26 protein-coding genes are annotated in these 22,891 nt (G+C 66.1%); 8 read left to right on the top strand and 18 right to left on the bottom strand.

Features of this window, described 5'->3' with window-relative positions:
• Position 1 precedes the first annotated feature (1 nt).
• Entirely contained in the window at positions 2–973 is a 972-nt protein-coding gene (locus AC5RUP_RS02200; RefSeq protein WP_494153072.1) for a glucosyl-3-phosphoglycerate synthase, read from the bottom strand.
• 211 nt (positions 974–1,184) lie between these two features.
• On the opposite strand from AC5RUP_RS02200, the gene AC5RUP_RS02205 reads away from it, so the two are divergent.
• From AC5RUP_RS02205 to AC5RUP_RS02225, 5 genes are all read left to right on the top strand, one after another.
• The gene (locus AC5RUP_RS02205; protein WP_494153071.1) at positions 1,185–1,883 is read left to right on the top strand and encodes a histidine phosphatase family protein; all 699 of its coding nucleotides are present in this window, start codon (positions 1,185–1,187) and stop codon (positions 1,881–1,883) included.
• A 313-nt stretch (positions 1,884–2,196) separates the two neighbouring features.
• Positions 2,197–2,928, top strand: coding sequence for a hypothetical protein (locus AC5RUP_RS02210; protein ID WP_494139116.1), 732 nt, complete (start codon positions 2,197–2,199; stop codon positions 2,926–2,928).
• Positions 2,929–3,074: 146 nt separating this feature from the next.
• Positions 3,075–3,839, top strand: a complete 765-nt coding sequence (locus AC5RUP_RS02215) for a 4a-hydroxytetrahydrobiopterin dehydratase (RefSeq protein WP_494139117.1) — start codon at positions 3,075–3,077, stop codon at positions 3,837–3,839.
• A gap of 581 nt (positions 3,840–4,420) precedes the next feature.
• Complete coding sequence (locus AC5RUP_RS02220; protein ID WP_494158236.1) at positions 4,421–4,714, top strand: hypothetical protein; 294 nt, start codon at positions 4,421–4,423, stop codon at positions 4,712–4,714.
• A gap of 36 nt (positions 4,715–4,750) precedes the next feature.
• Complete coding sequence (locus tag AC5RUP_RS02225) at positions 4,751–5,824, top strand: SDR family oxidoreductase (protein ID WP_494153070.1); 1,074 nt, start codon at positions 4,751–4,753, stop codon at positions 5,822–5,824.
• 40 nt (positions 5,825–5,864) lie between these two features.
• On the opposite strand, the gene AC5RUP_RS02230 is transcribed toward AC5RUP_RS02225, so the two are convergent.
• The 7 genes from AC5RUP_RS02230 to AC5RUP_RS02260 all read right to left on the bottom strand — a co-directional run bounded on the left by AC5RUP_RS02230 (position 5,865) and on the right by AC5RUP_RS02260 (position 11,444).
• Positions 5,865–6,323 carry a sortase domain-containing protein gene (locus AC5RUP_RS02230; protein ID WP_494153069.1) on the bottom strand — a complete coding sequence of 153 codons (459 nt, stop codon included), beginning with the start codon at positions 6,321–6,323 and terminating at the stop codon, positions 5,865–5,867.
• Between the two features lie 275 nt (positions 6,324–6,598).
• A complete protein-coding gene (locus AC5RUP_RS02235; protein WP_494153068.1) occupies positions 6,599–7,372 on the bottom strand; it encodes a hypothetical protein in 774 nt (257 codons plus the stop codon).
• 92 nt (positions 7,373–7,464) lie between these two features.
• A complete protein-coding gene (locus AC5RUP_RS02240) occupies positions 7,465–8,079 on the bottom strand; it encodes a TetR/AcrR family transcriptional regulator (RefSeq protein WP_494139121.1) in 615 nt (204 codons plus the stop codon).
• A 96-nt stretch (positions 8,080–8,175) separates the two neighbouring features.
• Positions 8,176–9,357: an NAD(P)/FAD-dependent oxidoreductase gene (locus tag AC5RUP_RS02245; RefSeq protein ID WP_494153118.1), complete on the bottom strand. Its 1,182-nt coding sequence runs from the start codon at positions 9,355–9,357 to the stop codon at positions 8,176–8,178.
• Positions 9,358–9,359: 2 nt separating this feature from the next.
• Positions 9,360–9,554, bottom strand: a complete 195-nt coding sequence (locus AC5RUP_RS02250; protein ID WP_493979670.1) for a ferredoxin — start codon at positions 9,552–9,554, stop codon at positions 9,360–9,362.
• The gene (locus tag AC5RUP_RS02255; RefSeq protein ID WP_494139122.1) at positions 9,551–10,723 is read right to left on the bottom strand and encodes a cytochrome P450; all 1,173 of its coding nucleotides are present in this window, start codon (positions 10,721–10,723) and stop codon (positions 9,551–9,553) included. Before AC5RUP_RS02255 ends, AC5RUP_RS02250 begins: the two co-directional genes overlap by 4 nt.
• 304 nt (positions 10,724–11,027) lie before the next feature.
• Complete coding sequence (locus AC5RUP_RS02260; protein WP_494024961.1) at positions 11,028–11,444, bottom strand: ester cyclase; 417 nt, start codon at positions 11,442–11,444, stop codon at positions 11,028–11,030.
• A 231-nt stretch (positions 11,445–11,675) separates the two neighbouring features.
• Between AC5RUP_RS02260 and AC5RUP_RS02265 the strand changes: the two genes are divergently transcribed.
• Complete coding sequence (locus AC5RUP_RS02265; RefSeq protein ID WP_494153067.1) at positions 11,676–12,629, top strand: M20/M25/M40 family metallo-hydrolase; 954 nt, start codon at positions 11,676–11,678, stop codon at positions 12,627–12,629.
• Between the two features lie 34 nt (positions 12,630–12,663).
• Here AC5RUP_RS02265 and dnaB read toward each other — a convergent pair whose 3' ends face one another.
• Positions 12,664–14,031: a replicative DNA helicase gene (gene dnaB / locus AC5RUP_RS02270; protein WP_493941666.1), complete on the bottom strand. Its 1,368-nt coding sequence runs from the start codon at positions 14,029–14,031 to the stop codon at positions 12,664–12,666.
• Between the two features lie 493 nt (positions 14,032–14,524).
• Here dnaB and AC5RUP_RS02275 point away from each other — a divergent pair, with 493 nt between their 5' ends.
• Together AC5RUP_RS02275 and AC5RUP_RS02280 are read left to right on the top strand one after the other, a co-directional pair.
• Entirely contained in the window at positions 14,525–15,313 is a 789-nt protein-coding gene (locus AC5RUP_RS02275; RefSeq protein ID WP_494158237.1) for a hypothetical protein, read from the top strand.
• Positions 15,314–15,428: 115 nt separating this feature from the next.
• Entirely contained in the window at positions 15,429–15,866 is a 438-nt protein-coding gene (locus AC5RUP_RS02280; RefSeq protein WP_494154964.1) for a DUF1801 domain-containing protein, read from the top strand.
• A 10-nt stretch (positions 15,867–15,876) separates the two neighbouring features.
• Here AC5RUP_RS02280 and AC5RUP_RS02285 read toward each other — a convergent pair whose 3' ends face one another.
• The 9 genes from AC5RUP_RS02285 to AC5RUP_RS02325 all read right to left on the bottom strand — a co-directional run bounded on the left by AC5RUP_RS02285 (position 15,877) and on the right by AC5RUP_RS02325 (position 22,646).
• Complete coding sequence (locus tag AC5RUP_RS02285; protein WP_494154963.1) at positions 15,877–16,716, bottom strand: PhzF family phenazine biosynthesis protein; 840 nt, start codon at positions 16,714–16,716, stop codon at positions 15,877–15,879.
• Positions 16,717–16,792: 76 nt separating this feature from the next.
• Positions 16,793–17,242, bottom strand: coding sequence for a 50S ribosomal protein L9 (gene rplI / locus AC5RUP_RS02290; RefSeq protein ID WP_494024956.1), 450 nt, complete (start codon positions 17,240–17,242; stop codon positions 16,793–16,795).
• Between the two features lie 27 nt (positions 17,243–17,269).
• A complete protein-coding gene (gene rpsR, locus AC5RUP_RS02295; RefSeq protein ID WP_136787674.1) occupies positions 17,270–17,509 on the bottom strand; it encodes a 30S ribosomal protein S18 in 240 nt (79 codons plus the stop codon).
• A gap of 59 nt (positions 17,510–17,568) precedes the next feature.
• On the bottom strand, positions 17,569–18,141 hold the full coding sequence (locus AC5RUP_RS02300; RefSeq protein ID WP_494065333.1) for a single-stranded DNA-binding protein: 573 nt from the start codon (positions 18,139–18,141) through the stop codon (positions 17,569–17,571).
• A gap of 93 nt (positions 18,142–18,234) precedes the next feature.
• Positions 18,235–18,540, bottom strand: a complete 306-nt coding sequence (rpsF, locus tag AC5RUP_RS02305) for a 30S ribosomal protein S6 (RefSeq protein WP_494024955.1) — start codon at positions 18,538–18,540, stop codon at positions 18,235–18,237.
• A 269-nt stretch (positions 18,541–18,809) separates the two neighbouring features.
• Positions 18,810–19,529 carry a response regulator gene (locus AC5RUP_RS02310; protein ID WP_494158238.1) on the bottom strand — a complete coding sequence of 240 codons (720 nt, stop codon included), beginning with the start codon at positions 19,527–19,529 and terminating at the stop codon, positions 18,810–18,812.
• Positions 19,522–20,790 (bottom strand): sensor histidine kinase, encoded by a 1,269-nt coding sequence (locus AC5RUP_RS02315; protein ID WP_494158239.1) that lies wholly within the window; start codon positions 20,788–20,790, stop codon positions 19,522–19,524. Before AC5RUP_RS02315 ends, AC5RUP_RS02310 begins: the two co-directional genes overlap by 8 nt.
• Positions 20,791–20,808: 18 nt before the next feature.
• Positions 20,809–21,657, bottom strand: a complete 849-nt coding sequence (locus AC5RUP_RS02320) for an ABC transporter permease (RefSeq protein WP_494153874.1) — start codon at positions 21,655–21,657, stop codon at positions 20,809–20,811.
• A 2-nt stretch (positions 21,658–21,659) separates the two neighbouring features.
• Positions 21,660–22,646, bottom strand: coding sequence for an ABC transporter ATP-binding protein (locus AC5RUP_RS02325; RefSeq protein ID WP_494153873.1), 987 nt, complete (start codon positions 22,644–22,646; stop codon positions 21,660–21,662).
• Between the last annotated feature and the right edge of the window lie 245 nt (positions 22,647–22,891).

Consider the following 22,891-nt stretch of genomic DNA (forward strand, 5'->3'; position numbering starts at 1 on the left):
CTCAGGCCACGTGCCCGGTGGCGAGCCGGTACTGGCCCACGTCCAGCATCGCCGGACGTTCGGACAATTCCACGGTGCAGCTCTGCCCGACGTAGTCCTCCCCCTCGCGCATGAACTGAGTCAGCTCGACGGCGGGAGGGGCGGCCGGGGCCAGGCCACGGCGGTGCAGCCGGGCCTGCAGGGTGAGCTGGATCTGCAGGGCCATCCGGGCCAGCTCGGCGTCCGTGGAGTTGCGGTGGCAGCGCTCGCCAAGGTCCACCTGGGCCATCCCGTCCAGGCCCACGGCTTCCAACACGTCAATCAGCATGCCGGTTTCCACCCCGTAGCCGGAGACGAAGGGGATGCGTTCGAGCAGGCTGCGCCGGCCGGCGTATTCGCCGGCCAGCGGTTGGACGATCCCGGCCAGTTCGGGCCAGAACAGGTTCAGCAGCGGGCGTGCCACCAGTTCCGTGACCCGGCCTCCGCCCGCGGGCATGATCCTGACCCCGTCGTCGAGCGGCCGGTCATAGTAGCTCTTGACGAAGTGGGTCCGGGGATCGGTCAGCAGGGGGCCGATCAATCCGACGGCGAACTGCGCATCGAACCGGCGCAGGTCCGAGTCCATGAACACCAGAAGGTCGCCGCTGGCGACGGCCAGGGATTTCCACAAGGCTTCGCCCTTGCCCGGAGTGCATCCGGTGCCGGGCAGAATCAGGTCCTGGTGGGCTACTTTCGCGCCGGCGGCCGCGGCGACGGCGGAGGTGTCGTCCGTGGAGTTGGAGTCGATCACGATGATCTCGTCCAATAGCGGTACCGCCTCCATAAGTTCAGTGCGCAAAGCGGTCACGATCGACCCGACCGTCGCCGACTCGTTCTTGGCCGGAAGTACCACGCTGATCAGCTGGCCGGCCTTGCGTTTCACGAGTTCGTGCCGGTCGAAGCTTTTGCCTTGATAATTTTTGGCGGAGAACCACTCCAGAACGTCTGCCCGCATTCCGGCTTCCTCTCATCGAGCGCCGGTTCATCCCCCAAGGCCGGCTGTCGGTAGGATCAAGTCGAAGCCTACGGTCCGGATCCTGCCCTGTGAATAGTTTCCGCGAGATTGGCAGGGGCGGCCGTCCCCAGGAAAGGGGGGCGATACCGGTGCGGGCGGCTCGGAAACGTCTGCGCAAGGCCGCGGCAGGCGGCAGCAGTGAGGAGAATTGATGCAGCAGCAGGTCCCCGCGGGCGGCCGCGTCCATCGGCCCCGCCTGGTGCTGTGGCGGCACGGCCAAACCGACTGGAACGTGTTGGAAAAGGCCCAGGGCCATGCCGACATCCCGCTCAATGCGACCGGCCGTGTCCAGGCCAAGCAGGCTGCCCGGCTGCTGGCAACGTTCCAACCCGATTTCATCTGGTCCAGCGACCTGGAACGCGCCCGCCACACTGCTGCAGAGCTGGCCGCGTTAACCGGGCTGGAACCGGTGCTGGACAAGCGGCTGCGCGAGTACCATGTGGGCATCAGGCAAGGCACGACCTTTGCGGAGTTCCGGGAACAGCATCCGAGCATCTATGAGAGCTTCTTCCGTGAGGAGAACTACCGGGTTCCCGGGGCCGAGCTGCCCTCCGAAGTGAACGGGCGGATGAAGTCGGTCATGCAGGACGCCGCCGCAGAACTGGGCCAAAGCGGCACGGGCGTCCTGGTGGGACACGGGGCCGCCCTCCGAAGCGGGCTGTTGGCCTTCTTCGACGCGCCGGCCCACATGCGCGAGATGTTTGCCGGCATGGCAAACTGCGCCTGGACGGTGCTTGAAAAGCACCCGGACCGCGGGTGGCAGGTCGTCGACTACAACGCCCAAACCCTGCCCGATCCCTCCTCGGCACTGGCAGACGACATGCCGGCCGAACACGATGACCAGGGGTAGGATCCCTCCGGCAAATCCGAAGGTTGAGACGAGGACATCCATAGATCCACCGCGCCGTCGGGCCCGCCGAGAGCACTACGGCGGACTGGTGGCGACATCGCAAAGACTGCACCAACCCGGGCCCGGCGGAGAAGCCACGTCCACGGCATCGCCAACTTCGGCGCGCTGGTTGGTCGCGCGGTGCCTCCGCACAACCGGGGTGGATGCTGGAACAAGCTTTTTACAAGAGGACCAGCGAAGGATACGCCCTATGCCGCGCATCATGCCGGCATGTCCACGGCCGGTGACCGGCGAACCGAGGGAGACGTTAAGAATGGCGCGCACAACCGGGGTTCACGCAGTGCTCCTGTCCACAATGCTGATGCTCACAGCCTGCGGAGGTGAAGCAGCGCCAGAAGGGACCGCCGAGCCGGCCGCCTCCCCTACCGCCCAATCGCCGCAGGCCACCTCGGCGGCCAAAACATACACCAACGACGACCTCAAGGAAGTGATCGCGGGTCTGGAAGACGCGCAGGGCCAACAACTTTCAATCATTCCGGCGGCCCAAATCGATCAGGGACTCGTGGCCGCGAAGGAATTGCTGGCCAACGCGACCATCACCCCTGAAGCCTGTTCCATGTTCGCGACCGAACAGACCCAAATACCCGACGGCAGCACCTACGCCGCTGGAGCCAGCCAATCGGCCGAAGAAAAGTCCCAGACCGTCATCACCCTCGTCGCCGTCAAAGACCCGCAAGTCGTCGCCGACCAGTTCGAACAAGCACAAAAATCCATGCAGCAGTGCGCCGACTTCGAAATCGAAGCGGAAGGACAGAAAATCAGCAGCAAGATCACCCCACTGGACGTGACCACAGACGGTGAGCAGTCCCTCGGCTCCATCACCACCCAGAAGTTGCCGAACGGGCAAAGCCAGCAGGTCATGTCTGTAGCCGGAGCGCAAGGACCGCTCGCGGCCACCGCAGTGAAAATCGGACTCGACATCGAGGAAGAAGCACAGGACGAACTCATCAAACTCGTCAACGACGCCCTGGCCCATGGCGGGTAACCCACATAGCCTTCAGAACCGAATCAAGACCCACATGCCTCATCAGCAACAAGCTGAACCCGGTCACTCATTGGGAATAGCCGGGTTCATCTTGGCGTGAATCACCATAACTACGGCTCCGGATATCGTTACACATAGCATTCCCGGTGACCGAACTCAAAATCGGAACCAGCCCGAATCCGGAGAGTGCGCCCCCGGGCATTCCAGATACTTTGGAAGACTCAAGCCCTACTCGAAACGTGGAGGGGAAAGTTATGCAAGCAAGAGATGTTCTGAACCAGGAGCAAATCCAAGCAAATCTGCTCCAGTTGCCGGAATGGCGCTACGGTCTGGGTGCCTTGCGGACCGCATTTCGATGTGAATCATCCGCAGCTGCCTTGGACCTGCTTTCCACCATTGGCGGGCTGGCGCAGGAATCCGACCACCACCCTGACGTGGACTGGCGGTTCGACACTTTGTTCATCACGCTAACTTCGCACGATGCCGGAGACAGGGTGACGGAGCGCGACGTAACGCTGGCCCGCTCGATATCGAAGCAGGCCCACGCCCACAGCGCCACGCCCCTCCCGGGACTCTTGCGCACAGTGGAGATAGCCATAGACACAGATGCCCCGGAAGCCATTTCGGAAGTCTGGCGAACTGCACTGGGCTACAAGATGCACGAAGACGGAAGCCTGATAGATCCCTACGGCAGGGGTCCGGCCATCTGGTTTCAGGAGTCTCAGAGTCCCAGTGCAAATCGTTTCCACCTGGACGTCACTGTCCCCTTCAGCGAGAGCACCTCGACTCTGGATGCCCTGGTAAGCATTGGTGCCACACTCGATGATGAACATGCACCCATGTGGGTAGTGGCCACCGATGCCCAAGGCAACCGGTTATGCATCAGCACTGAAGCCGGACGCGGCGACTAGACGGGTCGGTCCACGCTGCTATGCGGCCATGAAAACATTCCATGTCCGTCCGAGGGCTAATGCCCCGGCCACAGCGCCAGACGGGATTAAGTTGATATCCGAAGCCATGGACATCCGCTCCCTTCGCAGGACTGGCAACCATCAGAAGGGGTTGTCAGCACTGACCGTCACCACAGGAAAAGCCCGGACCGACGGCGGTCCGGGCTTCTTTTCTCCTGTCAGCCGCAGTCGCCGCCACCGCCGCCTCCGGCATCCCCTCCGTAGGCAGTGGCTCCAAACGCTCCCGTGCTGGCCGCATCCGTGCTAACGGGAGCCCGGGCACCCTTTACTGGCCGGCGGTCGGCGCGGGCACCCAAGACCACCCAAGCGATACACGCCGCACAAAGGATCGCAACGATGATGGCGAATTCCATACCTAACTCCTGTCGTTGAGCTCAGGGTATGGGCGGAATACGTTTAGGGCAACAGTTTCAGGACGGGACAATTAGTGACTGCTGCGCCCGCGGCCGGAGGCTAACCTCGGGGGCAGCATTCGGTCGGCCGCCATTCCGGTCACCATCGAGAATATTGTTTTGTGGAGGATGTCCACTGCTTTCTCCTCGGCCGTCCAGGTGATTGGTGGGGAACCGGCCACCGGTGGCGTTCTCAATTGTTTGGTCAAAGCCCAGTCGCATCACGGTGTGCCACAGGTTGGCATGCAGTCCGCAAATGCCCGTGATGGCCCACACTCCCCTCAAAGCACCAAGGCTGGCACCGGTGCAGTAATGCATCAGATGGTTCCACAGAAAGGGCTTGGCATCGTTGGCGGGCAGATGGCCACATTGAAAGTCCCGGCAATCAAGGCCTCCCTTGCGGACCGCGAAAACCATGGCTAGCGTTTACCGAACAGTAAGCCTGCTTATAAAAACAGGTTGAGCACCACAAGGCTGCCCCGATCGGGCACCCGGCCCACCATCGAGGAGACATCGATGCGCATCAAGGATTCAGTCGTTGTGATCACCGGTGCGTCAAGCGGAATAGGCCGCGCCACTGCCCTCCGTTTCGCCCGGAAGGGCGCCCGCGTCGTGCTCGCGGCCCGCCGGGCACAGGCATTGGAAACGCTCGCCGCGGAATGTGAACGTCGCGGGGCGCAAGCACTGGCAGTGCCGACCGATGTCAGCGACGCCGCCGCCGTGCAGGAACTCGCCGACCGCGCGGTAGCACGCTTCGGCAGGATCGACGTCTGGATCAACAACGCCGCGGTAAGCTTCTTCGCTCCATTCCTGAAGGCACCTGTCGAGGACTTCCGGCGCCTCATCGACGTCAACGTGATGGGCTACGTGCACGGGTGCCGGGCCGCGCTGGCGCAGATGCAGCAGCAGGGAGCGGGCGTGGTCATCAACGTTTCCTCCGTCGTGGGGGAAATTGCCCAGCCCTACACCTCCGCCTATTCGATGTCCAAGGCCGCCATCCGCGCCCTGGGTGTTAGCCTGCGCTCGGAACTGCGGCTCACCGGCAGGAAAAACCTTAGGGTCTGCACGCTTCTGCCGGCGACCATCGATACCCCGTTCTTCCAGCACGCCGGTAACTACACCGGCCGCAAGGCGCTGGCCATGCCGCCTGTGTACACGGCGGAACGGGTTGCCAAAGCCATCACCGTATTGGCGGTCTCCCCCCGCGCCGAAGCCGTCGTCGGGCCACTCGGACGGGTCATGGCCTTGCAGCACAGGCTCACCCCGCGCTTGATCGAAGGCGCCATGGCAGCCCAGGTCAACAGGACACATCTTTCGCGCAGTGAGCCGGCGCCCACGACCGCGGGAAACCTCTACGCACCTCAGCCCTCGCACCCGAATCCAGCAACGGGAGGCGGCTGGCACGGAAGAAGAAAAACTGCGCTCCGCAGGACAGGCGCCACCCTGCTCGTCCTCACCGCCGCCGGAAAGCTCACCAGCGCCCTTGCCCGGCGCTACCTTGATTCCGGTGGGCCAGCAACGCGGAGCGCGTAATTTCGCCCCGCATTGGCGGCGCACTGCGCGGTCAGCACGTTCACCCCTTGTCCCCCGCCCCTCCGGTGGCGGCGGTGAGTTTTCCGTAGGCAACAAGGTTGTCTTCGAACTTGCCGTTTTGCGGGTTGTACCCGTCGCAGGTGATCAGCCGAATCTCTGCCTGCCTGGTATTCCCGTACACCTGCAGGGCCGGGAAGTTGTCCTTGGCATAGCGTTCGATCACCGTCAGCCGGAAGACCGCGGTCGTGCCGTCCTCACGCTCGACCCTGACTTCGTCTCCGGGGACCAGTTCCTGCAGCCTGGCGAAAACGCCCGGCCCCCCGCCCAGGGCGTTGACGTGGCCCAGGAGGATCGAGGGCCCCTTCTCCCCCGGCGTCGGGGAATTGATGTACCACCCGGCCGGGGAACCGGCCTCTTCGGGCGGCACCTCCAAGGTCCGATCCTCCCGCTGTGCGAGACCGATGATGTCGCTGCGAAGACCAATCCGGGGAATGCTCACAGCTGAAGGCCTGGCTTTCTCCAACACGAGGGAATCGCCGCCTGTAGCGGGAACGGCGGTTTGGGGAGCGGCCGTGTTTCTGGCAGCTTGCTCCGGCTTGTGCCCCGATTCAGCCCCTTGGGCCGCGCGGGGAGCCTGCTCGACGGCGGCGCTCGAGGGTGCGGAGGGCGGCAGCGACCCGGTAGCGGAGGGTGCAGCGCACCCCGCATTCATGGCCAGGACAAGGGCCAACCCGGCGAAGAAGGGCGGCCCTGTCCTTGCCGTCTTCACGCCGATCAGTCCCTGGGAGCGGAACGCCTGCGGGCAACGGCCGCCGTCGCGCCGGCGGCAAGCAGCACTCCGAGACCTGCGGCGAGGGACATCGCGCTTCCGTCTGTTTGCGCGGGCGTATCGATGCCTGTGTCGGGGGCAGCACCAGGCATCGGCCCGGTCATCTGGGAGGCGACCAGGGTTCCGCAGGCCGCGGACAGCGTGGCAGCGAGCGGCAGCCCCGGGGCTTCAGGGCTCATTTTTTGCTGGGCAGCCGGAGGAAGCCTGTTCGGGTCCACGCCGTGGACCTCCACCGTTGCAGATCCGGCCTGGATCGCCGCTATTGTTGCCGGATCTAAGGTCAGGGTCCGCTGATAGGTGTAGGCGCCGCCGGCGGGGAAGCGGTCGTTTGCCACTATCGAGGCGGGGCTGGTGTCCCCCTGGACCGTCAGCGACGTACTGACGGCACCGGCATACGGTTCGCCCTCGGGTGAACTGACGACGCCGTCGCCGTCGGTGTCTGCTGCTGGCCCCGGGCATAACCCCTGGCCGCCGATGTGAATGTGTTGGCCATGTGGGAACGGCGCGTTCATCCAGATTTCCGCGGCGCCCGAGACGTTCATGCTGACCGTTGCCTGCTGTCCGTGTATCTCGATCATCGCTTGTCCGGCGGTTCCGCTGTTGTTGGCCGGTGCAAGGTCAGCCTGCCACACGCCGTCTTGGGCTACGGCCGGCCCGGCCGCGAATGCCATGGCGCCAAGCGCGACGGCAGGGGCAATGAGAAGAGTCTGTGCCTTCATGATGTAGGCCTCTCAGAAAATAGTAAGGGTGCTTACGGTTCTCCCGTGCGTCACACCCTAATCCAACGCCCGCCATCTGAAAAGCCCTCGGCTCAGCCTTCGTCGCAGAGCAGGTGGTGCCAGCTTCCCGCGAGGACTCCGAGCGCCTGGTCACGGTCGGGTTTTGATGTGCGGTTCGTCCAGAGGGTGGAGACGTAGTTCAGCTGGGTGAACGCGAGCGTCCCGCGGACGTGGTGCGTCTCCCCCGAGAAGCGGCCGGCCTGCTGCATGCCGCGGACGAGGTCGGAGACTACTTCCTCACGCCAGTCCATCACCAGGGCCCGTACTTCGCGGTCGACGGCGGCAGCCTCGTCGAGGACGTCCAGATAGGGGCGGAAGACGGGCCAGAGCGCCGCGCGCGACTCAAGCCAGTCGAGGATGCCCGCGAGCTCGCCCACGCGGACCACGTCCACGAGCTCGGGGGCCGTCGAGGCGTCGTCGGGTCCGCCGGCGCGGTCAAGGACCGCATTCACCCGGGCCATGAAGTCCTTCATCAGGTCGCTCCGCGAGGGGTAGTACGCGTAGAAGGTCACCCGGGTGGTGCCGGCAGCGGCGGCGATATCGTCGATCGTCGTGGCGGCGTATCCCTTCTCGATACAGAGTTTGAGCGCCCGTTCGACGATCCTGTCGCGGGTCAGCTGTTTCCGGGCTTCTCGCAGCGACGGCATGAGGCATTCCTTTCCGTGGCGCAGGGACGCCTATCCGGGAGAACGGCATCCCTGCTTCCGCTGGAACCCCGACGTATCGTCAGGAGCGGCACCTGCTCACAGCTTTGCCGGCGTAGCCGGTTGCAGCGCCGACGGACCGCTATTGGCGAGCCGCCGCAGTTTGGGAATGGGGATGCGGTAGTTGAGCGCCGCCGCGGTTCCGGGGCCGCCGTCCGCGCCGTGCCAGCGCAGCAGCATCGAGTCGGCCTCCCCGCCCGGCTCCAGGTAGTCGGGCGCCCCGGTCACCGGCGTGAAGCCGATCGCCTTGAGCGACAGGCCGAATCCTTCGGTCCAGAAGTACGGTTGGAAGCCGAGCTCGGGCGCCGCGTCGCCTTTGAGCAGGCCGGCAGCCGCGGCCTTGGCCTGGTCGATGGCGCTGGTCCACAACGGCACCCGCCCTACCCCCCGGCCGGTCGGGAAGAACGCCACATCGCCGGCGGCAACAACGTCCGGCCGGACCCGGCCGCGCGAGTCGGCGCGCAGCGCCCCATCGACGAGGAGACCCGAACCGGCCAGCCACTCGATGTTCGGCTCGTCGCCGATGGCCGTGACGACGAGGCCGGCCTCGAGCCGGGTGCCGTCGCCAAGGGCAACCCGCGTCCCAGAGCCGGAGTCAACCAATCGCGCCCTGCTGCCGCTGACGAACCGCAGCCCGCGCCGGACGGCGGCGGCAGTGAAGACCCCGGACAGGTGGTCGCCGAGTTGACGCGAGAGGGGCTGCACGTCGGAGACCAGCGTGACCTCGCAGCCGACGTGCAGGCAGCCCGATGCGACCTCCATGCCCAACGGCCCGCCGCCGACCACGATCACCGAGGGGCGGCCCGCGACCCGCTGCTTGAGTTCCACCGCGTCCTCGATCGTGCGCAGCGTGAGCTCCGGGAACGCGCCCCCGGGCAGCGGACTGGCGCTGAGCCGCTTGGCCCGTGAACCGGAGGCGATGACCAGTCCGTCATACGGCAGCTCTTCGCCGCCGTCGGTCCGGACGACTTTCGCCTCCGGGTCGATACCTGTGGCGCTGACGCCGAGAAGTTCGGTCGCTTCGTGGGTTGGCTCGGGCAGCTCATGGGCTTGCAGCCCGCCGTCGTCGTGCAGCAGCGCCTTCGAGAGGGCCGGGCGGCTGTACGGGTGGTGCGCCTCGGCCCCGACGACGGTCAACTCGCCGTCGAATCCGTTCGAGCGCAGCGAGTCGCACGCGGTGAGCCCGGCGATGCCATTGCCGACGACGACGATTCGCCGCATGGTCACTTTTCCGCCAGCCGCAGCGCCGCTACCGGGCACACCCGTACCGCGGCTTTCGCGGCGGCCAGTTCCGCCCCGTCGACCTCGGGGACGTCGATCACCAGTTCGCCGTCGTCGTCGAGGTGCATGAGCTTGGGCGCGGCCTCCTCGCAGAGTCCGTGTCCTTCGCAGCGGGGGCGGTCAAGTTCGATCCTCACACTGCCACCGCCTTCACGACGTCGAGGCGTTCGTGGCTGCGGGTGATGTTGCTGGGCACCCGGACCTCGTCCCCGATCTCCAACACCTTCGTCCTGCGGGCCAGGGCCTCGATGATCGCGTGGGCCTCAAGCTTCGCCAGGCCCTGGCCGGCGCACCCGTGCGGCCCGTAGCCGAAACTGAGATGGTCCACCGGGTTGCGCGTGACGTCGAAGACGTCGGGATTCTCGTAGTGCCGCGGGTCGCGGTTGCCGGCGCCGAACAGGATGCCCAGCTGGGCTCCTGCGGGTACCGTTGCCCCATCAATTTCGACGTCGCGGGTCGCGGTCCTGCCCCAGATGTGGATCGGGGGCCAGTAGCGCAGCACCTCGGCGAATGCCGCGGGCACGAGCTCAGGGTTCTGGCGGACGAGCTCGAGCTGCTCCGGATGGCGGCCGAAGAGTGCGACGATGTTTCCGATGGAGGCGATCGTGGTGTCGACGCCGGCGCCCAGGTACTGGTGGATGATATGCCCGGCGGCCCCTTCCGGGATGTCGCCGCGGGTCTCGGCGTCGAAGATGCCGCGACCGATCGACCCCGGGGTGAGGTCTTCGGCGGTAACGGAGGAGCACCAGCCGTAGAGCTCGCCAGCGATCGGGAAGTTCTCCTGGGTGCGGTGGTTCATGGGTCCGAGGACCTGCATCGCGGCCTGCCCCCAGCGCAGCATGTTGTCCTTGACGTGGCCGCTGAAGCCGATGAGGTCGGCGACGATTTCGAGCGGGAAGGCGCGCGCCAACGAGTCAATGGCTTCGAAGCTGCCGCTGGCGACGAGCTCGGCGACGAGCTTGTCCGCCTTCTCGTCGATGGTGACCTTCAGCCCGCGCAGGGCGCGCGGCGTCAGGTTTTCCGACAGGGTCGCGCGCAACTGGGTGTGCGTGGGCGGGTCGGAGGCCAGCGAGGTGCCCTGCAGTGCATCGTTCACCATCGGGTTGAAGCCGAGGCTCGTTGAGGAGAACGTCTCCGGATCGGCGAGGGCATCGCGGATGATGTCGTAGCGGGTCAGGACGTAGAGGTCATTCTTCGGCAGGCGGACTACCCCGGCCTGCTCGCGCAGGGCGGCGTAGGTGCTGTAGGGGTCGACGAGGACGTCGTCATCCCAGATGTCGATGTCTGCTTCGATCGGTGCGGTCACGGTGTGCTCCTTTGATCGTCCTGGGTGCGGGTTCGGAAGCGGACGATGCGGACGCCCATAGCTTCGGAGAGCCGCGCCTCGGCAATGAGGCGTAGAACACAGTCTGCCCGGAAGCTTTACAGTGTGTCAAGTGAAATTATGGCGTGCATCACCGAGCGACGCCTTGTAAGGTTTTCTGGCCCGCGCGGACCGTTGGGGAGAGGCATCCAGACCGGGAAAACGACGGGCGTGCCGAAAGCGCAGTGGAAATATAAGAGGGCCTAGGCGTACCCGCGCCCAAGCCCTCTTTGTACGTAGTGGTCAGTTACATCTGGACGGCGCCGATCTGCTGAAGCATCTTCAGCGTGTCGGTCGATCCCCAGTGCTCGACCACCTTTCCGTCCTGGACTCGGACGATGTCGACGCCGCTGAACTCCACTGTATTTCCGGTGGGAGCCGTACCCATCAGCTCGCCCTGGTGAGTGCCGGTGAGGACGACACGGGCTGCCTCCAGGTCCCCGTCGACCATCGTAGGCTCGATGGACTTCACACTGATGTCCGGGAAGGCCGACCTGAACGATGTGACGTAGAACCTGATGCCTTCCAGGCCGGGCGGCTGCCCGGGGAAGGGCTCTTCATGATCCGTGTAGTTTTCGCTGCCCAACTCGTCGATCAGGTCAAGATTTCCTCTCTCCATGATTTCCCGGTAGAACCGCTCGATCAGTCCTGATCCGCCTGCCATTTCCGATTCCTTTCCTTGTTGGAAATTCCCCCCGGTTGCAATGCTCCCACCGGCGACACTGCGACACGCCGGGGGATAACGGGGCCTTCCCCGTACCGGGATGTTTCGGGAACGGGCCGACGGCCAAGGGACTTAATCCCCACCCCTTGCGGACCGGCCGCAAAGGTATCGCTCACCTGTACCGGGAGGTTAGACTGCCACCGTCTCCGTGTCGTACTGGATAGGGACGATATGAAGCTGAGCCAGCGCCTAAGATCAGGTCCCGTCATCTCACTGGGCAAGGTTCCCGCTGCCTACGAGCATCTGCAGAAGTTTCAGGCCCTGGCCGAGGAGTACGGCGACCGTGCCACCGGCACCTCCGGGTACGAGGCAGCGGCCCAGTACGTCGAACGCCAACTCGCCAGCGTCGGCTATCGCAGCACGCGTCAGTATTTCACCTTCAAACACCGCGGTGAGCGGATGGAGACCTTCAACATCCTCGCCGAGACCGCATCCGGCAGCGACGAGAACGTGATCATGCTCGGGGCCCACCTCGACGGGGTGCCGGGCTGTCCGGCGATCAATGACAACGGCTCAGGGGTGGCAGCCGTGTTGGAGGCCGCCAAAGCGCTCGGCCGGCAGGAGGGCCTCAGCAATACGGTGCGCTTCGCTTGGTGGGGTGCCGAGGAGTACAAGAAAGAGTACGGGTCCCGGCACTACGTCAAGCACCTGGCCAAGAGCGACAGCGAGGCACTCGACAGGATCGCGGCCTACTTGAACTTCGACATGATCGCCTCGCCCAACCCCATCATCGGGGTCTACGACGCACGGGACCCCAAGCCCCATTGCGACGTGCCGGAAGGCTCGACGGAGATCATGGACGTCTTCACCGACTACTTCGACGCCCACGACCAGCCCTGGGTCGCCACCGATTGGGACATGGACTCGGATCAGTTGTCTTTCGTCAGGAAAGGTGTCGCCGTGGGCGGGCTGTACAGCGGAGACGACGAGAAGAAAACCACCAAGCAGGCCCGCCTCTTCGGCGGCACCGCCAAGCGGCCCTGCGATCCGAACTACCATCAGCCGGGCGATGACCTCAGCAACGTCAATCTGGAGGCGCTGAGCATCATGACCGCCGCGATCACGCATGCCGCCACCCGCCTGGCCCACGACCGCGGCGCCCTCAAGCCAGCGGGGCACCGGTAGAACCCCTCCCTATAGGGAGGAGACCCTAAAGCTGCTAGCCGTGCTCGACCGCCATGTTGGCGAAGCGTGAGTAGTGGCCCTGGAAGCCGACCACGATCGTCTTGGTCGGGCCGTTACGGTGCTTGGCGACGATGACGTCGGCTTCGCCGGCCCGCGGAGATTCCTTGTCGTAGATGTCCTCGCGGTGGAGCAGGATGACCATGTCGGCGTCCTGCTCGATCGAACCGGATTCGCGCAGGTCGGAAACCATCGGCTTCTTGTCCGTGCGCTGCTCGGAGCCACGGTTCAGCTGGGAGAGCGCGATGACGGGGACTTCGAGTTCCTTGGCCAGCAGCTTGAGGGCACGGGAGAACTCCGAGACTTCCTGCTGGCGGGATTCGACGCGCTTGCCGGAGGACATCAGCTGGAGGTAGTCGAGCACCACCAGCTTCAGGTCGTGCCGCTGCTTGAGCCGCCGGCACTTGGCGCGGATTTCCATCAGCGACATGTTGGGGCTGTCGTCGATGAACAGGGGCGCGTCATTCATCCGGCCCATGGTGGTGGCAATCTTGCCCCACTGCTCGTCCTTGATGGTGCCCTTGCGCAGGTCCTGCAGGCCGATGGTGGCTTCCGCGGAGAGGAGGCGCATGGCGATTTCGTTCCGGCCCATTTCCAGGGAGAAGAAGACCGTGGTCATGTTGTTCTTGATCGCGGCGGACCGCGCAAAATCCAGTGCGAAGGTGGATTTGCCGACGGCCGGCCTCGCCGCGATGACGATCATCTGCCCGCCGTGCAGGCCCTGGGTGAGCTCGTCGAGTTCATAGAAGCCGGTGGGCACGCCGGTCATGCCTTCGCCGCGGTGGCCGGCGGATTCGATCTCGTCGACGGTGCCTTCGATGATGTCCTTGAGCGGTACGTAGTCTTCGGCGGTGCGGCGCTCGGCGACGGCGTAGATCTCCGCCTGGGCCTGGTTGACGATGGCGTCGACTTCGCCGTCCTGAGAGTAACCCAGCTGCACGATCTTGGTGCCGGCGTCGACCAGGCGCCGGAGCACGGCACGTTCCCGCACGATTTCCGCGTAGAAGCCAGCGTTGGCGGCCGTGGGCACGGACTGGATCAGGGTATGCAGGTAGGCGGGTCCGCCGATGCGGGAGATCTCGCCGCGCTTGGTCAGCAGGTCGGAAACGGTGACGGCGTCGGCCGGTTCGCCACGGCCGTAGAGGTCGATGATGGCCTCATAGATGCTTTCGTGGGCGGGGCGGTAGAAGTCCACGCCGCGGAGCACTTCAACGCAGTCGGCGATGGCGTCCTTGGAGAGCATCATGCCGCCCAGGACGGACTGCTCGGCCACGAGGTCTTGCGGCGGCGTGCGGCCGAATTCGGAATCCCGACCTGTTGCCGAATCCGCGTGCGCTAACGACACCGCTGCCTGCTTTCTTTGCTCCTCGAACCGGATACCGCATCCCCTCAGAGTCAGAACTACCAGCCGGATCGGACCATTTCGTCGGATCGCCGGAGGCGCGCCTACTGCAATTCAGCGAGCGGGCTGCGAGTGGGATACTCCGCAACGGTAACCCCCTTCCCCCTTCCCACCAAGCGAGTTATCCACTCCCCCTGTGGATAAAATGTGGATCAGTGGGCGTGTCTTGTGCACAGCCTGTGCGCAGAGCTGTGGAAACAATAGTTGACTCGCGAGTAACCCTGCCCTGACCTGCGGAAACGCTATCCACGGGGTGTGGACAAAAAGAAGTTTGCTGTTGATTTTCCCGCCATTTTTGCTGTTGACAGAATCGGAATAGGCGCGTACGGGCAAAAGTTATCCACTGGTTATCCACAGCCGTGAATTACAGAGGTGTGATGCCCGTTTTCGCAGGCTGTTGGCGCGCGGGCCATGGTGCGGGACGTACGATTCAAGTATGGAATTTGTGGTGCCGTTGCTCATCGCCGTACTGGTGGTCGTGATCGGCCTGGTCATTATGCGGTTGCTTTCGCGTAACAAAGCCCGCGGGCCCCGCCCGGGTAGCGGATTGTCGGCGAGGCCGGCAGCTGCCACGACCCGGGAGGCCGCCGCGGCGGCCAGCGGGCGCTTGAACCAGCAGCAACACACAGCCGTCTACGCGCTGATCGCGCAGGGGCAGGCTTTTGCTGCGATCCGGGAATACCGCACCGCCACCGGTACCGGGCTCCGGGAGGCTACCTCCGCCGTCGCGCAGATGTCCGCGCACCCGCAGCCCTACACGGCACCCGGCCGGGAGGCTGCCCCTACGCTCCGCCCGGAGGACGAGGGGTCCGGGGAGGCGTCCCCGGCAGGCCCGGAGGACAAGGTGGCCCGGGAGGCGTCCCCGGCCCGCCCGGAGGACGAGGCACCGCGGCCGGCAGCCGCTGCGCACCCGCCAGAGGACGAGGAGCCCCGGGCGGCGGCCCCCGCCTACCCCGCGGAAAAGGTCGTGCCGCCGGCGGAGCCAGCCCCCGCCCCGCTTCCCGAACCGGCCGGATACCGGTACCGGGCCATCGTGTCCAAGGGCAACACCATCAGGGAAGTGGCGAGCACCCGCCTGAACGACGACGTGTTTCGGCGCATCCGCACCGCGGCGCTGGGGGGAGATCGCGACGGCGCCGTCCGGTTGCTGCTGGAGCACTCGGAGGCGACCGAGCTGGAAGCGCGTGAATTCGTGGATTTGATTGAGCCGGACGAGGAGCCCTAACTACAGGTCCGGAGCACCCGACCGGCGCCGCGACGGCCCGGGTCTTGGCGTGCTGGCAGCGGGCAGGGCTTTGGCGGTGCTGGCAGCGGGCAGGGCTTTCTGGAACACTTCAGCCATGGCCGAGAACAAGACTGCACCCACGGACGTACCCGTCGACGTGTTCCTCGGGTCGGTGGAGCACCCCGTGCGGCGCCGCGACGGCGAAACCGTGGTGCGCCTCATGCGGGAGGTTACCGGGCAGGAGCCGGTCATGTGGGGCCCCTCGATCATCGGCTTTGGCAGCTACCACTACAAATATGCCAGCGGCCGGGAGGGTGACGCCGCCGCCGTGGGCTTCTCGCCGCGGAAGGCCAACCTGGCACTCTACGGCCTGACGTACGCGCCGGGCTCCGCACCGCTGCTTGAGCGCCTGGGCAAGCACAAAACCGGCGCCTCGTGCCTCTACGTCAACAGGCTCGAGGACATCGACGTCGACGTGCTCCGGGAACTGATCGAGCTCGGCTACCGGCACATGACCACCGCGGACCACGAGTCCCTGCAGAGCCAGCGCTAGGGCGGCCGGTTCAGAGCTCCACTGTCCCGCTGATCACTGTCTCGACCGACCCGCCGACCCAGACGTCCGCGCCGTCGGAGTCGATGTAGACGCGCGCGTCCCGGCCCAGCGCCGTTCCCTGGCGAACGGTGTAGGCGGCGGGTGCCGCTTTCTCATCGATCAGCCACTGGGCCAGCGCGGCGTTCAGGCTGCCCGTCGCCGGGTCCTCCGCCGGCAGGTCCTCGAAGCCCATCAGCCCGCGGACTTCAAAGTCGACGGCGGAGCCGCCGGGATGGGCGCCGATCAGGCCGACGCCAAACGGTGACAGGGCGGCATAGTCGGGCACGACGTCGAGGACGGCCCGGGCGTCCCGCAACTGCAGGGCCTGCCACTCGGGACCGTTGTCCGCCCACTGGTGGCGCAGCACGTCGTCTCGCTCAATCCCCAACGCGGCACAGATCTTCGCGACGTTCTCCTCGGGGAGCGGCCCGGTCCGGCGCCGCGGCGGCGCAGCGAAAGCCAGCCGTCCGCCGTCGTGCTTGACCTTGACCAGGCCGGCCCCGCACTCCTGGACGATCGCTCCCCCGGCCTGCGGCTGCCCGCCGGCGGCGAGCCAGACGTAGGCCGTGCCCAAGGTCGGATGGCCGGCGAAGGGCAGCTCGCCGCTGGGCGTGAAGATCCGGACCCGGTAGTCGGCCTCGGGACTGTCGGGCGGCAGGAGGAAGGTGGTCTCGGAGAGGTTGGTCCAGTTGGCGAAGCGCTGCATCTGCTCGCCGCTCAAATCGCCGGCACCCGACACGACCGCCAGCGGATTGCCCGTGCACGGTCCGGTCGCGAAGACGTCCACCTGGCTGAACTGATGTGTGCTCACGTCCTACAGCGTACCGGGCGTTAAACGCCGCAGGCCGGGTCCTGGACGGACCCGGCCTGCGGCGACAGTGAGGCTGTTAGCCTGCAACGACCTTCAGGTCGATGACGGCGGAGACCTCTTCGTGCAGACGCACGGTCGCCTGGTAGTCACCCACCGACTTGATGTGCTCGGTCAGTTCGACCTTGCGCTTGTCGATGGCGCCGAGGCCGGCGGCCTCGACAGCGGAAGCAACGTCGGACTGCTTGACGGTGCCGAACAGGCGTCCCGACTCGCCGGCCTTGACGGTCAGCGTGACCGGCTTGGCGGACAGCCGGGCAGCGAGCTGCTGCGCGTCTTCCAGGGATGCGATCTCGCGAGCGGCACGTGCAGCCTTGATGGACTCCACCTGCTTCTCGCCGCCCTTGGTCCAGGTCAGGGCGAAGCCGCGGGGCAGAAGGTAGTTACGGGCGTAACCGTTCTTTACCTCGACGACATCGCCAGCAGTGCCGAGACCGGTCACTTCGTGGGTCAGAATGAGCTTTGCCATGTCAGTACTCTCTCCTCTTCGCTTCGCTTAGCCGCGGCCAGCGCCGGAGTAGGGCAGCAGGGCAACTTCGCGGGCATTCTTGATTGCCAGTGCGATCTTGCGCTGCTCCTGCACGGTGACGCCAGTCACGCGGCGGGCGCGGATCTTTCCGCGGTCAGAGATGAACTTGCGCAGCAAAGCTACGTCCTTGTAGTCGATGACGGTGACGTCAGCGGCCTTCAAGGGATTGGACTTTGGTTTGGGCTTGCGAATTTCAGCCTTAGCCATCGTGGAGCTCCTTTATCTTGTGGAGCCCGTGGATCTTTTCCACGGGATGGGGTTTGTGTTTAGAAGGGCGGTTCGTTGGAGTCCGGACCGTTGCCCCAGCCGCCGGAGGTACCGCCGGCCGGTGCGCCCCAGGGGTCGTCCTGGGGTGCGGGCTGCTGGCCGGACTGCTGTCCGCCCCAACCGCCCTGGTTCTGGCCGCCGCCGAAGCCGCCGCCGCCAAAGCCGCCGCCTTGGCCGCCACCGAAGCCGCCCTGGCCACCGCCGGAGCGCTGGGTACGGGTGACCTTGGCAGAGGCGTAGCGCAGCGAGGGGCCGATCTCGTCGACCTCAAGCTCCATGACGGTACGCTTTTCGCCCTCTTTGGTTTCATACGACCGGGACTTCAGCCGGCCCTGAACGACGACGCGCATGCCCTTGGTCAGGGTTTCGGCGACGTTCTCGGCAGCTTCGCGCCATACCGACGCCCGGAGGAACAGGGTTTCCCCGTCCTTCCATTCGTTGGACTGGCGGTCGAAGGTCCGCGGCGTGGATGCAACGGTGAAGTTCGCTACCGCGGACCCGGACGGGGTGAACCGCAGCTCGGGATCGTTGGTGAGATTACCGACGAGCGTGATAACGGTTTCGCCTGCCATGTTGCCTCCTGATGTCCTGGTCCCGCTTGCCGGCGGCGCGCGGGAATGTCTTCGTCAATGCCGCTCTCGGAAAGGGGCGGCGATCACGGCTGATTACTCAGCGGAGATCTTCTGCTCCTCCGGGCGGATGATCTTGGTGCGCAGGATGGTCTCGTTCAGACCAAGCTGGCGGTCAAGCTCAGCAGCAGTGGCGGGAGTTGCGGTGAAATTGACCACCGCGTAGATGCCTTCGGACTTCTTCTGGATGTCGTAGGCGAGCCGGCGGCGTCCCCAGATGTCCACCTTGTCGATGGTTCCACCATCGTTGCGGACAACGTTGAGGAACTTGTCGAGCGAGGACTCTACGGTACGCTCTTCGACCTCGGGGTCGATGATTACCATCAGTTCATAAGCACGCATTGTGAACCCACCTCCTTTGGGCTAAGCGGTCACGGTCTTTCCGTAACAGGAGGTTCTGTTGCGTTGCCTGCCTGCCACCGCCGGCGACTTCCGTGTGTTTTGGCTATTGTCACAGGAAATACCGGCCGGCGCCGACAGCACAGACTTACCAATGGTACCGGACGGCGGTCCGGGCTCGTGAATCCGCCGCCCCGACCGGTCCTCCACAGCGCCGGCGGCCGGAAGCGCCCCGGGGATCGGCGGCCGGAGCGCCCCGGGGATCGGCGCCGTCAGTAGTCCAGCCCCAGGCTGGGCACCACCAGTCCGGTCTCGTACGCGTACACCACGGCCTGCACCCGGTCGCGCAGGTGCAGCTTGGCGAGGATCCGCCGGACATGCGTCTTGACGGTCGCCTCCGAGAGGAAGAACCGGTGGGCGATCTCCGCGTTGGAAAGACCCTCCGCGATGGTCCGCAGCACTTCCAGCTCGCGCGGCGTCAGGTCATCAAGCAACGGGTCGCGCTGCGGCGGCGCGGCTGGGCTGCCGCCTGGGGCCAGGCCGCGCACATAGGTCTCCAGCAGGCGCGCCGTCACCCGGGGCGCCACCACGGCGTCGCCGGTGGCGACCAGGCGCACCGCCTGGACCAGTTCCGCGGGTGCCACGTCCTTGAGCAGGAAGGCGCTGGCTCCGGCCTGCAGCCCGGCGAAGGCATACTCGTCCAGGTCGAAGGTGGTCAGGATGATCACCCGCGCGCACAGCCCGGCGGCCACGATCTGCCGGGTGGCTTCGATTCCGTCCATGACCGGCATCCGCACGTCCATCAGCACCACGTCGGGCGAAAGGTCATGCGCCAACCGCAGCGCCTCGGCCCCGTCGGACGCCTCCCCCACCACGGCGACGTCGTCCTCGCCCTCCAGGATGAGCTTGAAGCCCATCCGCAGCAGCGGCTGGTCGTCCACCAGCAGCACTTTCACCGGCCCGGCCGGGCTCCCATCGACGCTGTCAGACACTCGTGTTTTCCTCTCCGGGCCAATACAGGGTTGCCTCCACCATCCAACCACCGCCGGGCCGCGGACCGGCGGCAACGCGGCCGCCGTAAATGGCGGTCCGCTCGCGCATGCCGTGCAGGCCCTGCCCCGCGCCGAGCGAATCGGCCGGCCCGTCCGGCCGGCCGTCGTCGGCCACCGTGATGTGCACGGCGTCGCCGTCGCGGATCAACGCAACGTGCACCCGGGACGCGTCCTTGGCGTAGCGCAGCACGTTGGTCAAGGACTCCTGCACGATGCGGAACACGGTGAGCTTGAAATTCTGGTCCTCGGGCAAGGCCGGTCCTGCCATGACCGTGCGCAGCGGCAAGCCCGCGGCCCGGAAGCCGTCCAGCAGCCCGGTCAGTTGGTCCCCCGACGGCACCGGCATCAGCGGGGCCGCGTCGCTTCCGTTCTCGCTGCGCAACACCCCCAGCACCCTGCGCATGTCGGCCAGCGCCGACCGGCCGGTCGCCGACAGCTGGTCCAGGACCTGGCCGGCGCGTTCCGGATCCTTGCGCGCGACGACGGCGGCGCCGTCCGAGAGCGCGATCATCACCGAGAGCGAGTGAGCCACGACGTCGTGCATCTCCCGGGCGATCCGGGTGCGTTCGGTCGCCGACGCCAGCCGGGCGTTGTCATGGGCCCAACGCTGGAGTTCGGCGTCGTGGAGCCGGTCCCGGCGCACCGTGACCCCGATGCCCGCGGCGATGACGTTGGCCAGGATCAGCACCAGGCCGGTGACCAGTCCGACGTAGCTCGGGACCTGTCCGAGGGCAATCTGCTTGACGATCTCCGGCGGCATCCGGACACCCATCCCCACCAGCATGGGCACGGCGGCGAGGACCGCTGCGATGATGGCCTGGACCGCCGACCGGGCGGTGGCGACCGTGTAGACGGCGAACCACATGGCAAAGGAGCCGCTGCCGGTACTGGTCAGCACCACGATCAGAAAGTCCACCAGGGCGATGGCGGCCAGCACCAGCAGCGGCGACCGGCGCCGCCAGATCAGCGCGGCGCCGCCGGCCAGCAGCAAAAGCAACGGCGGCCATTCGCCGGCGACCGCCGTGATCAGGGCATTCGGCAGGCCGAACAGCACGTGGATGCCGACCAGCACCCAGTCCATCACCACGGGGTGGGTGTGGAAGTAGCGCCGGATCGGTCCCCGGCGCCTGGACGATATTTCGGTGAAGGAGACGGCGGCCGTTCGTTCCGCCGCCTCCTTCACCGAGGCCTGATGAGTCACGCGTCGAGCCCGCCGCGCCTAGACGTCCCGCGTCTTAGTCGTGACCGCCGCCCCGGCCAGCAGCACCGCGGCCCAGGCGGCCATGACCAGCCCGCCCTGCCATTGGGTCAGGTCGCGCTCGGCCGTCTCGAGCATGAGCATTTGGCGTCCCGCGTTGGAGGGCAGGTAGGGCATCACGCCGTCCTGCACCCAGTCGAAGGGGATGATCTGGGCGACGATCGGCAGCACCAGCAGCAGCACGACCAGTGTGACGATGCCGCCGGCACTGTTGCGCAGCAAGGATCCGAGCGCCAGCGCCATCAACGCCACCACCGCCAGGTAAAGGCCGGACAACAGCATGGACTGGACCAGATTCTCCACGTCGAGCCCGAATTCCCGGCCGTAATTGGCCAGGATCGGCTGCAGCAGGAAATAGGTGGCAAAGCTGGAAGCAATTCCGACGACGGCCGCGACGACGGCGACGACCAGCGCCTTGGCGAACAGCGGCGACAGCCGGGACGGCACGGCCGTCATGGTCGAGCGGATCATGCCAGTGGAGTATTCCGAGGCGATCAGCAGCACGCCCAAGGACCCGATGATCAGCTGGCCGAAGTCGATCCCGCCGCTGGTCATGAGGTACAGGAGGGACGCATCCATGCCGGCTGCCGCCGGATCCTGGCCGGCGGCCTCCATCTGCTCCATCCCGCTGGCGACGCCCCAGCCGCCGAGCAGCCCGATGCCGACCATCACCGCGACGGTGGTGGCCAGCAGCACCCAGGTGGAGCGCAGCGTGGTGAACTTGATCCACTCGCTCTTCAGCGTCCGGGGGAAGCTCACGCCGGGGCCGGTGACCCGGCCGACCTGCGGGGTCAGGGTTGCAGCGCTCATGGTCACTTTCCTTCCTGGCCGACGCCGGCGGCGACGGCAGCATGCCGTCCCGACCCTGCGGTGACGGCGTTATCGTGTATATCGGCCACCGGGCCGGAGTGGTATTCAACCTCGTCCTTGGTCAGGTCCATGTAGGCCTCCTCCAGGGACGCCTGCAGCGGGGTCAGCTCATAGACGAGCACCTGCTGGGCGAGGGCCGTCTCGGCGATCGCCCGCGCCGGGACGCCGCTGACCTCCAGCAGTTCCGGTTCGCGGGCTTCAACGGTGACCCCTTCCCCGGCCAGCGCGCGGGTGAGGACGTCGGGCCGGTCGGTGCGTACGCGCACCCGCTGCGCCCGGTTGTTGAGGATGTCCTGGATGGGCGCATCGGCGATGATCCGGCCGCGCCCGATGACGATCAGATGGTCTGCGGTGACCGACATTTCGCTCATCAGGTGCGAGGAGAGGAACACCGTCCGCCCCTCCGCGGCGAGTGCCTTGACCAGGTTGCGCATCCAGAGGACGCCTTCCGGGTCCAGCCCGTTCACCGGTTCGTCCAGAATGACGGTCTGCGGATCACCGAGCAGGGCCGCCGCGATGCCCAGCCGCTGCCCCATGCCCAGCGAAAATCCGCCGACCCGCTTCTTCGCCACCGCACCGAGGCCGGTCAACTCGATCACGTCGCCCACCCGCTTGGTGGGGATGCTGTGGGTCGCGGCCATGGCCCGGAGGTGGTTGTACGCGGTCCGGGAGGTGTGCACCGCCTTGGCGTCGAGCAGGGCACCGACTTCTCGCAGCGGGGCCCGGTGCTTGGCGTAGTGCTTGCCGTTGACCAGAACGTCACCCGAGGTGGGACGGTCCAGGCCCATGATCATGCGCATGGTGGTGGACTTGCCGGCGCCGTTCGGCCCCAGGAAGCCGGTCACCCGGCCCGGCTGCACGGTGAAGGAGACGCCCTGCACTGCCGGTTTGTTTCCATAGACCTTGACCAGGCCCTGTGCCTCGATCATCTGAACCGTCCTTCGTGGATTGGAGTAGCGCCCGGATTCCCGGGGCCACTGAATACGTTACGGAGTGCCGGCCGGCCGCACACCGCACTGCGGGATGATCTTCGCGTCCGGCCGGATCGTCCTTACGGATGACGCTACGTGCCGTGGGCAGGCGCGCGTTACCGGGGGAGGCCCTGAGCGGCCCCTGACCGTTCCCGGAACGCTGCTAGGTACTGGAAGAGGTGCCGGCGTGCTGCCGGGCCCCC

The organism is Arthrobacter sp. Y3223151 (genome assembly GCF_059091125.1).